The sequence below is a fragment of the Rhizobium sp. LEGMi-198b genome (assembly GCF_054114205.1).
On sequence record NZ_JBSYVH010000002.1, the window covers coordinates 301,245 to 314,723 of the forward strand.

The following is a 13,479-nucleotide window of genomic DNA, read 5'->3' on the forward strand; positions in this document are numbered from 1 at the left end:
CTTATCTAGGTGACCCCTCGTCGCTGAAAAAGAGCCGCTGCCAATTTAGATTCGCAGGATCGTACATAAAGCTTGCAGGATCGCTCTAACGCTCTCACCCGGTTCCGGTCCATAAGTCGGCCACCCCAAAGCCAATCCTAACAAAAGGAAGTCTCTCATGGCAATTGCAAAGGGTTATGCCGCCACCGACGCGTCCAAGCCGCTCACTCCCTTCACCTTCGAACGTCGCGAGCCGAATGAAGACGACGTCGTCATCTCCGTCAAATATTGTGGCGTTTGCCATTCCGACATTCATCAGGCTCGCAACGAATGGGGCGGCTCGAAGTATCCGATGGTGCCTGGCCATGAAGTTGCCGGCCTCGTCACGGCCGTCGGTTCGAAGGTGACGAAGTTCAAGGTCGGCGACCGCGTCGGCGTCGGCTGCTTTGTCAATTCCTGCACGACCTGCGCGACGCGCGATTTGGACTACGAACACTTCCTGCCGGGCCTGGTCCAGACCTACAACGACGTGGAAGCCGACGGCGAGACGCCGACCTACGGCGGCTATTCCGACTCGATCGTCGTCAAGGAGGGCTATGTCCTCTCCTTCCCCGACAATATTCCGCTGGATTCGGGCGCGCCGCTGCTTTGCGCCGGCATCACGCTCTACTCGCCGCTGCGCCACTGGAAGGCAGGCCCGGGTAAGAAAGTCGCCATCGTCGGCATGGGGGGTCTCGGCCACATGGGCGTCAAGCTGGCGCATGCCATGGGCGCCGACGTGACGGTTCTCAGCCAGACGCTGTCGAAGAAGGAAGACGGCTTCAAGCTGGGCGCCAAGGATTATTACGCCACCAGCGATGCCGAGACCTTCACCAAGCTCGCAGGCACGTTTGACCTGATTATCAACACGGTCGGCACCGCCATCGACTGGAATGCCTATCTCAATCTGCTGAAGTATGACGGCAGCATGGTGCTGGTCGGCGTTCCCGAACATGCCGTTCCGGTTCACGCCTTCTCGCTGATCCCCGGCCGCCGCAGCCTTTCCGGCTCCATGATCGGCTCGATCAAGGAAACCCAGGAAATGCTCGACTTCTGCGGCGAGCACAGCATCGTCGCCGAGATCGAGAAGATCAACATCCAAGAGATCAACGAAGCCTATGAGCGCGTTCTGAAGAGCGACGTTCGCTATCGCTTCGTCATCGATATCGCTTCGCTGGCTTAAGAAAAAGGGCGGCGTCCGAAACGGGCGCCGCCTTCTTTAATCTTCGCGCATGGTTTCCCTTTGCGTGATCAGCCGGGCGCTGTGCTGCCGGCTGATATAGATCCACAGCCAGCTCCAGGCGACCGCAATGCGCCAGCGCACGCCGATCAGGAAGTAGATGTGGGCAAGGCCCCAGACCCACCAGGCGATCCATCCCCTGAGCTTGATCCAGCCGAAATCGATGATCGCAGCACTTTTGCCGATCGTCGCGAGACTTCCCTGATGATGATAGTGAAATGGCCCTGGTGCCGGCTGGCCCGATAGCTTGGCCCGTATCATCTTGGCGACGTAAGAGCCCTGCTGCTTGGCGGCCGGCGCGATGCCCGGCACGGGACTGCCATCCCCGCGCATGACCGCCGCCGTGTCGCCGATGACAAAGATATCCGCCTCGCCAGGCGCTCTCAGTTCCTTGTCAACCACGACGCGGCCGGCGCGGTCGGCCGAAACGGCGAGCCATTTCGCCGCCGGCGAAGCCTGCACGCCAGCGGCCCAGACGATCGTCCGGCTCGGCACGAAGGTCTCCCCGATCGTGACACCCTCCGCGGTGCACGATGTAACGGGTTTTCCCGTGCGAACTTCGACGCCCGACTTTTCCAGCGCCTTGTGGGCATAAGAAGACAGCCCCTCGTCAAAACTTGGGAGAACGCGCGGCCCGGCTTCGACAAGAATGATCCTGGCCTTGGTGGTGTCTATGTTGCGGAATTCCTTCGGGAGTGTCGTTCTGGCCAGCTCGGCAATAATGCCGGCAAGCTCGACGCCGGTCGGCCCGGCGCCGACGATGGTAAAAGTCAGCAAAGCGTCGCAGACGGCGGGATCGGTTTCCAGCTCCGCCTGCTCGAAGGCCAAAAGAACGCGGCGGCGGATCGTCGTCGCATCCTCCAGCGTCTTAAGGCCCGGCGCCACCGGTTCCCATTCGTCATGCCCGAAATAGGCATGCGTCGCACCCGTCGCCAGCACGAGCGTATCATAGGCGATCGTGGTGCCACCCTTCAGCGTCACCTCATGTGCCTGGCTGTCGACGCCGACGACCTCCGCCAGCAATGTCGTCACTTCCGGCCGATCGCGGAAAAAGCTTCGGATTGGCCAGGCGATCTCGGACGTGGCGAGCAACGTAGTGGCGACTTGATAGAGCAGCGGCTGGAACAGATGATGGTTGCGCCGGTCAATCAGCGTGATCCGGACCGGAGCTCCCTTGAGATCGTTGACGAGCTGCAAGCCGCCAAATCCACCCCCCACGACGACAACGTGATGATCCTGCATGACGACACCCCGCACCCTATTTTGTCTTCGCAAACGTAGGGTTGAGGATGATGGCCAGCAACCGTCTTTTACGCATGGCACCCCTGCATCTGCCACCTTGCCATAGCGGCTAAGATGCTTTCGCCGATTGCGCGCGCAAGATCAGATTGAATACGTCGCGGACGTCCTTGACACCGAGAAATTGTGGAACGTTGGAAAGCGCTGGAGTCCAGGCACCCATACCGCCGAAACGGCCATAGCCGACTTGGGTATCGGTTCCGAAGCTGATCGTCCCTGTTCCATCACCGCGCTGATCCAGATCCAGAGCCGGCAACCGTTCCAGCGATACGGTAAGAATCTTGGAAAACCAGCCTTCGCGTAAAATTATGATGCGCTGGTCACTGACCGCATACTGTGTCCTTGCGCGAACGAACGCATCGACCGCAAAACGACCAACGATAAGATAGAGACCGATCAATACGAAAGGCACGCCCCATAACCTGAAAACGACTGGCGCATTGATCTGGCGTATCACCGAATTTTCCCAGAAGATCGCAAAGCCGCCCCACAACAACGAAAAAGGCACTTGCAGTAGATCTTTCTTATTAAACATGAGCCCTTGCTTCGGCTGGCCCAACCACAATAATTTTTCACCAGGCAGGAAGTAGTTTTGAATGTCAGAATTGCGCATGGCATATTGCCCCTAAAGCGATAATTGCGACAGCGACTCTACAACTTAAAAACTGGCGATTTTCATGACAGCTTTGCTGAGGTGATATGCAGAATCAGCACGCGACCGTAGTGAGCTCAATGTGCATAGCCGACGGGGATGGATGTGCCGCTTTTCAACTCCTCCATGGAAATGGAGGCCGAGACATCGAAGAGCTCGATCTTGCGTACGAGCATCTTGTAGATGACATCATAGTGCTCGACACGCGGCAGCACGATTTTCAGGATGTAGTCGTGATTGCCGGTCAGCCGGTGCGCCTCGACAATCTCCGGAATGTCGCTGATCGCCTTGCGAAAGGTCTCGATCCATTCGTCGGCATGATGTGCGGTCTTGATCAGCGCGTAGAGCGTGGTGGGCACACCCATCTTCTCGCGGTTGAGCACGACAATACGTCTGGCGATGTGGCCACTCTCCTCCAGCCGCTGAATGCGACGGGAACAGGCGGAGACCGACAGCGCCACGCGGTCGGCAAGATCGGTCACCGAAATGCCGGCATCGGTCTGCAAAAGATCGAGAATCTTTCTGTCTCGCTCGTCGAGCATATGCAACGATCTCCATAATGGCGCTGTAATTTTGCGCATAATATCATTCTTGCGCAAAATCTTGCAGTGAAGATCGCATAGACGACAAAGATTGCAAACACGAGGCGCGTGAAATGTCTCAATATTCTGCTATTCACATTCGAGAACGGAGAGCGGCAGTATGCGCACTATCGGCCTGATCGGCGGCATGAGTTTCGAGAGTTCGGCAGTTTATTATCGTCTTATCAATGAGATGGTTCGCGACAGACTGGGCGGCCTCGCCTCGGCCGAGGTGCTGATGTATTCCGTCAATTTCGAAGAGATCGTCGCCATGCAGAAGGCCGGGCGTTGGGACGATGCCGCTGCCCGTCTCGGGGATGCCGCGCTTCGCCTGCAGATCGCCGGTGCCGAATGCGTGTTGATCTGCACCAACACCATGCATCTGATTGCCCCGGAAGTTGCCGCGCGTATCTCGATCCCCCTGATCCATATCATCGACGAGACCGCTGCCGCGCTGAAGGCCGCCGGCCGCGTTAAGCCGCTACTGCTTGCCACGCGCTACACGATGGAACACGGCTTCTATGCCGACCGCATGGCCCGCAATGGCGTTTCCGTCATGGTCCCCGGCGCTGAAGATCGCACCACGACCCACGACATCATCTTCAATGAACTCTGCGCCGGCGTGGTCAAGGACGAGTCGCGCCGGAAGCTAATGGCCATCATCGAGCGCGCCAAAGCCGAAGGCGCTGACAGCGTCATTCTTGGCTGCACTGAGATCTGCCTGATCCTCGATCCGAACGCGCTTACTCTGCCGGGCTTCGACACCACGGCGATTCACGCACAGAAAGCTGTCGATTTCGCTGTCGGCAATGAAAAGGCAAGAGCAAGCCAAGCCGCGTAAATCAAGCCAAATTTACTTGACTGAGTCAAATAAATGATGGACATCGTCTCCTATGCTATAGGGAGACGATGCCCATGCTTGTGACTACGGAACTCGCGACCATCGATGCAGTCCGCGACTTCAATCGCTTCTATACCAGTTTCCTTGGCGTTCTGAACAAAGCCTATCTCGACAGCCCCTATGCGCTGACTGACGTCCGCGTGCTGTTCGAAGTCGGCTCGCGTGGTGGCGTCGCCGCTTCGACACTGACACGGGATCTGCATCTCGATCCCGCCTATCTCAGCCGCATTCTGAAACGCTTTCGCGAAGACGGCTTGATCGAAACCAAGCCAGATCCGGACGATCTGCGCAGCCAGATCATTACAGTCACCCACAAGGGACAAGCGCAGTTCCACGAGTTTGTCCGCCGCTCCCGCGCCGAGATCGCCGGGCATTTCGATGCGCTGGCCATCGGTGAGCCCGAACGTGTCGTGGACGCGATGCGAACGATCCAGACCGTCCTCAACTCAAGTGCCAATGTCACGCCTCCCGCCGTCATCCGCACTCACCGCGCCGGCGATATCGGCTGGATCGTCCAGAGCCAGGCCCGCTTCTATTGCGAGGAATTCGGCTGGGATCTGCGTTTCGAAGGCCTGATCGCCGAGGTCGCCGGAAAATTCCTCTCCAACTTCAATCCGCAGAAGGACCAATGCTGGATCGTCGAGCGGGGCGGACTGAACATCGGTTCCGTCATGGTCGCCGATGGCGGCGACGGCATCGCAAAGCTCCGGCTGCTCTATGTCGACAAGACGGCACGAGGCCTCGGCCTCGGCAAGCTGCTGGTCGGTGAATGCATCCGTTTTGCCCGCAACGCCGGCTATCGTCAGCTTTCGCTCTGGACAAACGACATCCTCGATACTGCCCGAGCCATCTATGTCCAGGCTGGATTCCGACTCCTCTCGGAAGAAAAACACCGTATGTTCGGCCCCGAATTGAACGGCCAGACATGGGTGCTGGACCTCTAATCAAATAACGCGCCATCACGATTATGTTGCGCCGCAAAATTCCGCTTGATTTGGAAACGATCATTTCCTAAACAGTCTGCATGACGACAGACACACAAGACTTCTCCCCAAAGCTTCGCGGTCGCCCAAGGGAATTCGATATGGACGCAGCGCTCGACGAGGCACTGCGGGTCTTTTCCGAGCGCGGTTATTATGCCGCCTCTATCAGCGAACTGACCGAGGCCATGGGGCTGACTGCGGGCAGCGTTTACAAGGCGTTCGGCGACAAGCGCGGCGTGTTCCTGGCCGCTTTCGATCGGTATCGCCGTATGCGCCAGCAACTGATCGATGAGGCTCTTGCGAAGGGCCCGAACGCGTATGAGAAACTGCGTATTTTGGTGGCGTTCTTTGCCGAAGCTTCGTGCGGTGAGATCGGCCGCAGAGGCTGTCTCGTGGTCGGCAGCGCGACCGAGCTTGCGCTTTTCGACAAGGAGGTCGCCAGCCGTGTCAGCGTCGCTTTCGATTTCGACGAGCGGCGTATTCGGGATCTCATCCTTCTGGGTCAGGCGGATGGATCCGTGGCAAAGCATATCGACCCTGAAAGCACCGCCTGCGCCTTGCTTGCCCTAACGAAAGGCATGCGCGTGATCGGAAAGACCGGCCGGAAAACCGAACATATGCTCGCCGTCGCCGAGACGGCCATGAAACTGCTGAACTGATTTTTTCACACGAATTTTCGGGGAGCACGCTCCCTCGCCCGCATCGAGGATAAAACATGCCCGCAACTTCCGCTGCCAGACGGGAGAGCACACCGCTCCCCGAGAAGACCATTTCACCGCTGTTGACATTCATGTTCGCTGCCGCCTGCGGGCTGGTGGCCGCCAATCTCTATTACGGCCAGCCGCTGGCAGGTCCGATCAGCCAGGCGCTCGGCTTTACGCCGGCGGCAACCGGTCTGATCGTGACGCTGACGCAGATCGGCTATGGCCTCGGCCTGCTATTGATCGTGCCGCTCGGCGATCTCCTGGAAAATCGCAGGCTGGTACTGACGCTGATCGGCCTTTCGGCTATAGCGCTCGTCGGCGCCGCCTTTGCGTGGTCGCCGTCGCTCTTCCTGCTCGCCTCGCTTTGCATCGGCCTCGCCTCCGTCGCTGTCCAGGTGCTGGTGCCTTTCGCCGCCCATATGGCGCCGGATGCTAGCCGCGGCGCGGTTGTGGGCAATGTCATGAGTGGCCTGCTTTGCGGCATCATGCTCGCCCGGCCCGCGGCAAGCTTCCTGTCGGAACTCTTCTCCTGGCATGCGGTCTATATCCTCTCCGCCGGCGTCATGATCGGACTTGCCATCATCCTTCGCGTCGTCCTGCCGACCCGTGTTCCGCATACCAAGCTGCATTACGGCCAACTGCTTTCTTCGATGGGCCATCTCGCGCTGCATACGCCGGTGCTACAGCGCCGCGCGCTCTATCAGGCCTGCATGTTCGGCGCCTTCAGCCTGTTCTGGACGACGACGCCGCTGCTGCTTGCAAGCCCTGCGTTCGGCCTGACGCAGAATGGCATTGCCCTCTTCGCGTTGGCCGGTGCTGCGGGCGCGGTCGCTTCGCCGATTGCCGGCCGTGTCGCCGACCGCGGCTGGACGAAGCTTGCCACCACCTTCGCGCTGGTGCTCGCCATTATCGCCCTCCTCATTGGCCATGCGTCCGGCAGCGGTTCGCTACTGGCGCTGGCGACATTGACGCTCTCCGGCATCCTGCTCGATTTCGGCGTACAGACCAATCTTGTGCTCGGCCAGCGCGCCATCTTTGCGCTGAGCGCCGAACATCGCAGCCGCCTGAACGGTCTCTACATGGCGACATTCTTTGCCGGCGGCGCCCTCGGCTCGGCGATCGGCGGCTGGGCCTATGCCACCGGCGGCTGGAACCTCGCCTCTTGGATCGGCGTCTGCTTCCCGGTCGTGGCGCTGCTCATTTTCCTGACCGAGCGGCAGAAATGATCAAGACGGCTGCGGAACGATGGTCCGCAGCCAGTCGCATTCACTGAGGCCGGCAGCGGCAAATGGGTCGATCAAGGTGCCGGAGACAATAGACGCCAAGATCTGCGGCCCCGGCGGTACCCTGGCGATCATGGCAACCAGTCGATCCCGGATCCAGGCCAATGCTGCCGAATCCGACTGGTAGAACGGCGTAAACGTCAGCGATAGCAACTGGAACAGCCGCACATGCATGCGCCGCGCTTTGGCGTAAGCCGCAAGCGCCGCGCTGATATCGTCGTTGCCCGCCAATGCATGCGCAAGCGCCGCTACATCCAGCAGTGCCATATTGGCGCCCTGCCCGAGTTGCGGGCTGGTCGAATGTGCGGAGTCGCCGACGAAAACCGTGCGGCCGCTATAGGGAATGGCCACGGTTCGATGGGCGTAGCGCGCCAGCGTCAACTGTTCCCAATCGATAATTTGATCAAGCACCGGCTGGCATTCCGGCCAATAGCCGCGGATCGCCGACTTCCAGCGCTCGAGCCCCTGCAGGCGCACCTCGTCGGCATCCGCTATCTTCAAGCTCCAGAACAACGCCGCCTGCTTCGGCAGATCCGGCTTACGCTGTCCGATCGGCAACACGCCGATCATCACTTTCGCCTGGTCGTAGCGCTGCGTCAGTGCCCTCTCATCCACCAATCCATCGGGACAATCCAGAGTCGCCCAGAAGGCGCCATAGGCGAGATTGCGCACCCGTGGTGCGACCGGGCAGGCAGCGACCAACTCAGAACGCGCGCCGCTCGCGTCGACGACAAGATCATACGGCCCGAGCCGCTCTCCACCCTCGATGATGAGATAGCTGTGACTACCCTCTTCCAGCACGCCAGTTACCCGCCGTCCGGTGAGGACAAGGTGTCGCCGTGCGGAGACTTCCTCATAGAGCGTATCGAACAGCGCGGCGCGATGAACCGCCAGCCCATAGCGCCCGCCGGCCAGCGTGTCATAGCGCACGTCAAGAACGATGCAGCCACGTTTCGCCTCGGTGCCGAACAGCCTATCGATGCGATTGCCGGCGGTGTGAATGGCAGGACCGAGGCCGAGCGATTCCAGCACGGTCAGGCCGGTTGGCTGCAGCATCAGCGCGGATCCGACCGGCGAAGGACTATCGAACCGCTCGATAATTTCCGTCGTATGATCGGCACGTGATAGAAACAGGGCAGCCGCAAGGCCCGCAGGTCCGGCACCGACGATCGCAATTTTCAGGGATTTCACTGGCCGCGCTCAGTCCTGCGATTGATCGAAACGGACGCGTGCAGCGCGCACAGCATCATGGTTGGCCTCGGCCCAATTCAAGAGTTGCGCCAAAGGCACATACAGCGAGCGGCCGAGATCGGTCATGCGATATTCGACACTCGGCGGCTTGGTTGGAAACACCTCGCGGCCGATATAGCCATCGCGCTGGAGGTCCCGCAGCGTCTGGGTCAACATGCGCTGTGAAATATCCGGCACCATGCGCCGCAGCTCGCCGAAACGATACGGCCGCTGCGCCAAGGCTTCCAGCAGCAACACCGACCACTTGCCGCCGATCTGCGAGATCAGGTCCCGCACCGGGCAATTCGTAAAATCGAGTTTGCTGACATCGAAGACACGCAGCGGTTCCTCTGTGCTGCGCAAGTTGACGACGGTGCTGGCGCTCATATCGGGCTGGTTCCCTTTTGGTAACGTAGGGCTGAAAAACTGCCTCCTTTACAGCCCGAAGTCAATTCCTATTCTAGCGCTAGTCTCTTTTTGAGAGCGGAAAACCTCTGCAAGTCCGCGGCGGTCAAACAAGGAAAAACATATGAGCAGCACTCTTCTCGTCACCGGCGCCGCGGGTCAGCTTGGTCAGCGCGTCATTCATCACCTGCTGGAGACATACAGGGTCGCGCCCAGCCGCATCATTGCCGCCACCCGCAGCCCGGAGAAGCTTGCCGACCTCGCCGCCAAGGGCGTCGTCACCCGCAAGGCCGATTTTGATGATGCCGCCAGCCTGTCCGCCGCCTTTGCCGGCGTCGACCGCCTGCTTATCATCAGCACCGACTCGCTCGCCGTTCCCGGTCAGCGCCTGAAGCAGCATACGGCTGCCGTTGAAGCCGCGAAGGCCGCTGGCGTGAAGCACATTCTCTACACCTCCATGCCGGCCCCGGAAGGTTCGCTCGTCAGCTTCGCGCCTGACCATCTCGGCACGGAAAACGCCATCAAGGCAAGCGGCATCGGCTACACCATCCTGCGCGACGCCTGGTATTTCGACAACTATCTGATGGGTCTGCCGCATAGCCTCGAAACCGGCAAGTGGTACACCGCGACCGGCGGCGGCCGCGTCAGCAACATCAGCCGCGAAGATTGCGCGCTCGCCATCGCCGCCGCCTTGGCTTCCGATGCGACGGAAAATGCTACCTACACTCTGACGGGCTCGACCGCCGTTACCATCGATGAGATTGCAAGCGTCGTCAGCAGGATCACCGACCGTCCGCTGGAAGTCGTACAGGTCAACGACGAACAACTCGCCGCTGGCCTCAACGGCGCCGGCCTGCCGAAATTCGTGGTCGACATGCTCGTCTCCTTCGACGCCAACATCCGCGCCGGCAATTTCAACATCCTCACGAACGACTTCAACAAGCTGACCGGCAAGGAGACGCAGACACTGCGCAGCTTCGCCGAGGAACACAAGGCCGCGTTGGCGGGCTGAGTTTTGGGGAAGGTCAGGCGAGATTACCTTTGCCGCACCTTCACGCACGGCCCCTCACCCAAGCCCTCTCCCCGCACGCGGGGAGAGGGAGTTTTCGGTGATGTAACCAACGGCTTGCTCCGTCGTCCTTTCTCCCCGCAATGCGGGGAGAAGGCCAGGATGAGGGGCTAGGCAAAAGCACGCGGCAAAGCCGAACGCGCCTGACCAGCCGCTACTCAAACCGCCTGACCACAAGCCCGGCGGAAGCGCCGCACCGTTTCGGCCATGCCATATTCCAGCGCATCGGCAGTCAGCCCATGGCCGATCGAAGTCTCTGCAAGCTTCGGAATACGCTTAAGCAACGCTGGCAGATTGGCGACCGTCAAATCGTGACCGGCATTGACGTCAAGGCCGTTGGCGAATGCAGCATCAGCCGTCTTGCCAAGCGCTTCGAGAATGACGGCAGCCCGCTCCGGTGCGTCATAGCAGCCACCATAGGGGCCGGTGTAAAGCTCGATGCGGTCGGCACCGACCTCCTTGGCGATCTTCACCGCGTCGGCATCGGCGTCGCCGTCGGCAAACAGCGAAACGCGGCAGCCGATCTTCTTGTATTTGGCGACGACGTCGACCAGCAGCTCGCGGCTCTTGCGGAAATCCCAGCCGTGGTCGGATGTCGCCTGTGAGGGATCGTCGGGTACCAGCGTCACCTGCTCCGGCTCTACGGATGCACAGAGATCGAAGAACTCGTCTGTCGGATAGCCTTCGATATTGAACTCCGCTTCCGGAAATTCATCGTCGATCAGCGCCCGGATTTCGGGCAGATCAGAGAAGCGGATGTGCCGCTGATCGGGCCGCGGATGCACGGTCAGACCGCTGGCGCCGGCGGCAAGCGCGATGCGTCCCAAGCCCGTGACACTTGGCCAGGGAAGATCGCGCCGGTTACGCAGCATCGCGATGGCGTTGAGGTTCACGGAGAGCTTGGCGGGCATGATCGAAATCCATGATTTATAAAGAGGATAATACATCCGTTTTATGCGATTGCACGCCGCAAGACCAACGAGATTCGAATATCGATTCATGCAAAAGATTGATGGTCTTCCCCTCTTTTGCCGTCTCGCCCGTCCGACGATACCCCCTTCGGGCAACTTATAATTTCGCCGAAACCCGATAGCGTCGTTGTATCGGGCGCCTGATTTGATTCGTCCGGGAACGAGGGAGCTCAAGCTCACCCACAGTAAATTTGTCCTTATGAAACCTAAGAATTTTCATCGGCGACATCTGCGTTTGTTAGTCGCGTCATTGTGAAAGCGAGTTGGGCGTAGCTGCGGCCTCCTCCGTCAGACAAAAAAATAGGCACTCAATCGTGGCGTGGGGCGCCGCGACAAAAGGGGATGGAAATATGGAGGTACTCATGTCTGACGGTTCCAAACGTCCGTTTGCTGCCGCCAACCTTGTTTCGCGGGCGCGTGCCAAGTACCGGTTCCTGCCTGAGACCGCACTTCCTTCTGACCTGCCGGAGGGGGCAGTCGCCATTGCCGATATGGCCAGCGCTTTCGGGGTGACACACAGGACGCTGCATTTTTACGAGGAAAAGCGGCTGATCTCAGCCGATCGCCACGGGCTGATGCGCATCTACGGCACCGACGATGTGCTGCGCATGGCCGTCATTACGGTCTGCCGCGAAATCGGCATGTCCATCGCCGCCATTCAGGAGATCATGGAAAAGCTCGATGATGCGGAAACATCAGACGATGCCGAGACCATCTTCCGCACGGCCCTCAACCACCGCAAGCGCGAACTCATCATCGAGATGTCCGAATTGAATCGGCAGATGCAGAAAGTCACCGATCTCCTTGATTATGATAGCACCGCAGAGCGCCCTCATTCTCATGGTGGGGACATCTGATAGACCGTTTCAGCATGGGGTTGAGGCCACCTGATCGGCGTCGTAAGGCGAGCAAGTAAACTTCAGCGGACGATCGTCAGCGTCTCGGCGGCACGCGTAATCGCCGTATAAAGCCAGCGCTCGCGCGTATCGCGAAATGCCCAGCTTTCATCGAACAACACCACATTGTTCCACTGCGAACCCTGCGCTTTATGCACGGTCAGCGCATAGCCGTAATCGAATTCGTCATAGCGCTTGCGGGTCGACCAGGGGATTTCGCCCTCGACATCCTCGAAGGCCTGCTTCAGCAGCTTGATCTTCGCGGCACCCCGATCCATGTCGTCATCTTCCGGCCGAACAAGCAGATTGATGCCGGGCTTCGTGGTTTCCCTGGAAGAGGTCATCACCTGCCAGAGCGAACCGTTGAGCAGGCCCTTGGCGGGGTCGTTGCGCAGGCAGACCAGCTTGTCGCCGGATTGCGGATATTCGGCCGTAAAACCCTTGAGCTCGCGCAGTCGCTGATTGTACCGCCGGCGGGTCCGGTTGGTGCCCACCAACACCTGATCCGCCTCGAGCACCAGCGGCTGCGTCACTTCATTCTTCGAAATCACCTGCGCCGTGCCATAGTCGCCGTGCATGATCTCCCTGCCCTCGCGTACATGCATGGCGAGTTGGATGATCGGATTGTCTCGGGCCTGACGGTGAATGTCCGTCAGCAGATAGTCCGGCTCTTCGTTGGTGAAGAACCCACCGCCCGAAACCGGCGGCAACTGTCCGGGGTCGCCGAGGACAAGGATCGGCGTGCCGAAACTCATCAGGTCCTTGCCGAGTGCTTCGTCCACCATCGAACATTCGTCAACAATGATCAGCGCCGCTTTGGCGACCGGGCTCTGCCGGTTGATGGTGAACATCGGAGCGATCGACGTCTTGCCGGTCTCTTCGTCCTCGACGGCTTCTTCGCCGCGCGGACGGTAGATCAGCGAATGGATGGTCTTGGCATTGCTGGCGCCTCGTGAACGCAGCACCTGCGCCGCCTTGCCGGTAAAGGCGGCAAACAGGACTTCGCCATCGACATGCTCGGCAAAATGCCGCGCAAGCGTCGTCTTGCCCGTACCGGCATAGCCGAACAGGCGAAACAGCGGCGAGCGCCGTTCCTTCAGCCATTTGGCAACGGCCTTGAGCGCTTCGTCTTGTTGTGGTGCGAATTGCATGGGCCGACTTGGCAGGATTCGCCCGGCAGAAGCAAGCAGTAAAAAACCCAGAATTGTTGGGAATAAAATCGTGGCAATTCGCGTCTCATGTCCGGC

13 protein-coding genes and 1 pseudogene are annotated in these 13,479 nt (G+C 59.7%); 7 read left to right on the forward strand and 7 right to left on the reverse strand.

The window, feature by feature from the left end:
• Positions 1–157 precede the first annotated feature (157 nt).
• Positions 158–1,201 (forward strand): NAD(P)-dependent alcohol dehydrogenase, encoded by a 1,044-nt coding sequence (locus tag ACXHXG_RS08155; RefSeq protein WP_457898984.1) that lies wholly within the window; start codon positions 158–160, stop codon positions 1,199–1,201.
• 36 nt (positions 1,202–1,237) lie between these two features.
• Here the strand turns inward: ACXHXG_RS08155 and ACXHXG_RS08160 are convergent, their stop codons facing one another.
• The 3 genes from ACXHXG_RS08160 to ACXHXG_RS08170 form a co-directional block, all read right to left on the reverse strand.
• The gene (locus tag ACXHXG_RS08160; protein ID WP_457898985.1) at positions 1,238–2,500 is read right to left on the reverse strand and encodes an NAD(P)/FAD-dependent oxidoreductase; all 1,263 of its coding nucleotides are present in this window, start codon (positions 2,498–2,500) and stop codon (positions 1,238–1,240) included.
• Positions 2,501–2,609: 109 nt separating this feature from the next.
• The gene (locus ACXHXG_RS08165) at positions 2,610–3,170 is read right to left on the reverse strand and encodes a PH domain-containing protein (RefSeq protein WP_457898986.1); all 561 of its coding nucleotides are present in this window, start codon (positions 3,168–3,170) and stop codon (positions 2,610–2,612) included.
• A gap of 116 nt (positions 3,171–3,286) precedes the next feature.
• The gene (locus ACXHXG_RS08170) at positions 3,287–3,751 is read right to left on the reverse strand and encodes an Lrp/AsnC family transcriptional regulator (protein WP_457898987.1); all 465 of its coding nucleotides are present in this window, start codon (positions 3,749–3,751) and stop codon (positions 3,287–3,289) included.
• 160 nt (positions 3,752–3,911) lie between these two features.
• Between ACXHXG_RS08170 and ACXHXG_RS08175 the strand changes: the two genes are divergently transcribed.
• From ACXHXG_RS08175 to ACXHXG_RS08190, 4 genes are all read left to right on the forward strand, one after another.
• Positions 3,912–4,631 carry an aspartate/glutamate racemase family protein gene (locus tag ACXHXG_RS08175; RefSeq protein WP_457898988.1) on the forward strand — a complete coding sequence of 240 codons (720 nt, stop codon included), beginning with the start codon at positions 3,912–3,914 and terminating at the stop codon, positions 4,629–4,631.
• A gap of 74 nt (positions 4,632–4,705) precedes the next feature.
• Entirely contained in the window at positions 4,706–5,635 is a 930-nt protein-coding gene (locus ACXHXG_RS08180) for a bifunctional helix-turn-helix transcriptional regulator/GNAT family N-acetyltransferase (protein ID WP_457898989.1), read from the forward strand.
• Between the two features lie 80 nt (positions 5,636–5,715).
• A complete protein-coding gene (locus ACXHXG_RS08185) occupies positions 5,716–6,333 on the forward strand; it encodes a TetR/AcrR family transcriptional regulator (protein ID WP_457898990.1) in 618 nt (205 codons plus the stop codon).
• 56 nt (positions 6,334–6,389) lie between these two features.
• Positions 6,390–7,604 (forward strand): MFS transporter, encoded by a 1,215-nt coding sequence (locus tag ACXHXG_RS08190; protein WP_457898991.1) that lies wholly within the window; start codon positions 6,390–6,392, stop codon positions 7,602–7,604.
• On the opposite strand, the gene ACXHXG_RS08195 is transcribed toward ACXHXG_RS08190, so the two are convergent.
• Positions 7,605–8,852, reverse strand: a complete 1,248-nt coding sequence (locus ACXHXG_RS08195) for an FAD-dependent oxidoreductase (RefSeq protein WP_457898992.1) — start codon at positions 8,850–8,852, stop codon at positions 7,605–7,607.
• A gap of 9 nt (positions 8,853–8,861) precedes the next feature.
• Complete coding sequence (locus ACXHXG_RS08200) at positions 8,862–9,278, reverse strand: winged helix-turn-helix transcriptional regulator (protein WP_104823498.1); 417 nt, start codon at positions 9,276–9,278, stop codon at positions 8,862–8,864.
• Positions 9,279–9,420: 142 nt separating this feature from the next.
• Here ACXHXG_RS08200 and ACXHXG_RS08205 point away from each other — a divergent pair, with 142 nt between their 5' ends.
• Entirely contained in the window at positions 9,421–10,308 is an 888-nt protein-coding gene (locus tag ACXHXG_RS08205) for an SDR family oxidoreductase (RefSeq protein WP_457898993.1), read from the forward strand.
• A 215-nt stretch (positions 10,309–10,523) separates the two neighbouring features.
• Here ACXHXG_RS08205 and ACXHXG_RS08210 read toward each other — a convergent pair whose 3' ends face one another.
• A complete protein-coding gene (locus tag ACXHXG_RS08210) occupies positions 10,524–11,276 on the reverse strand; it encodes a pyridoxine 5'-phosphate synthase (protein ID WP_457898994.1) in 753 nt (250 codons plus the stop codon).
• Between the two features lie 422 nt (positions 11,277–11,698).
• Between ACXHXG_RS08210 and ACXHXG_RS08215 the strand changes: the two are divergent.
• A pseudogene (locus ACXHXG_RS08215) lies at positions 11,699–12,169 on the forward strand (MerR family transcriptional regulator); the annotation flags it as partial.
• Positions 12,170–12,255: 86 nt separating this feature from the next.
• On the opposite strand, the gene ACXHXG_RS08220 reads toward ACXHXG_RS08215, so the two are convergent.
• The gene (locus ACXHXG_RS08220; protein WP_104823501.1) at positions 12,256–13,383 is read right to left on the reverse strand and encodes an ATP-dependent DNA helicase; all 1,128 of its coding nucleotides are present in this window, start codon (positions 13,381–13,383) and stop codon (positions 12,256–12,258) included.
• Positions 13,384–13,479: the final 96 nt, after the last annotated feature.

Excerpts from the sequence above, each read along its gene's own strand:
- ACXHXG_RS08155 (WP_457898984.1), top strand. The coding sequence starts at position 158 with ATGGCAATTGCAAAGGGTTATGCCGCCACCGACGCGTCCAAGCCGCTC.
- ACXHXG_RS08160 (WP_457898985.1), bottom strand. The coding sequence starts at position 2,500 with ATGCAGGATCATCACGTTGTCGTCGTGGGGGGTGGATTTGGCGGCTTG.
- ACXHXG_RS08165 (WP_457898986.1), bottom strand. The coding sequence starts at position 3,170 with ATGCGCAATTCTGACATTCAAAACTACTTCCTGCCTGGTGAAAAATTA.
- ACXHXG_RS08170 (WP_457898987.1), bottom strand. The coding sequence starts at position 3,751 with ATGCTCGACGAGCGAGACAGAAAGATTCTCGATCTTTTGCAGACCGAT.
- ACXHXG_RS08175 (WP_457898988.1), top strand. The coding sequence starts at position 3,912 with ATGCGCACTATCGGCCTGATCGGCGGCATGAGTTTCGAGAGTTCGGCA.
- ACXHXG_RS08180 (WP_457898989.1), top strand. The coding sequence starts at position 4,706 with ATGCTTGTGACTACGGAACTCGCGACCATCGATGCAGTCCGCGACTTC.
- ACXHXG_RS08185 (WP_457898990.1), top strand. The coding sequence starts at position 5,716 with ATGACGACAGACACACAAGACTTCTCCCCAAAGCTTCGCGGTCGCCCA.
- ACXHXG_RS08190 (WP_457898991.1), top strand. The coding sequence starts at position 6,390 with ATGCCCGCAACTTCCGCTGCCAGACGGGAGAGCACACCGCTCCCCGAG.
- ACXHXG_RS08200 (WP_104823498.1), bottom strand. The coding sequence starts at position 9,278 with ATGAGCGCCAGCACCGTCGTCAACTTGCGCAGCACAGAGGAACCGCTG.
- ACXHXG_RS08205 (WP_457898993.1), top strand. The coding sequence starts at position 9,421 with ATGAGCAGCACTCTTCTCGTCACCGGCGCCGCGGGTCAGCTTGGTCAG.
- ACXHXG_RS08210 (WP_457898994.1), bottom strand. The coding sequence starts at position 11,276 with ATGCCCGCCAAGCTCTCCGTGAACCTCAACGCCATCGCGATGCTGCGT.
- ACXHXG_RS08220 (WP_104823501.1), bottom strand. The coding sequence starts at position 13,383 with ATGCAATTCGCACCACAACAAGACGAAGCGCTCAAGGCCGTTGCCAAA.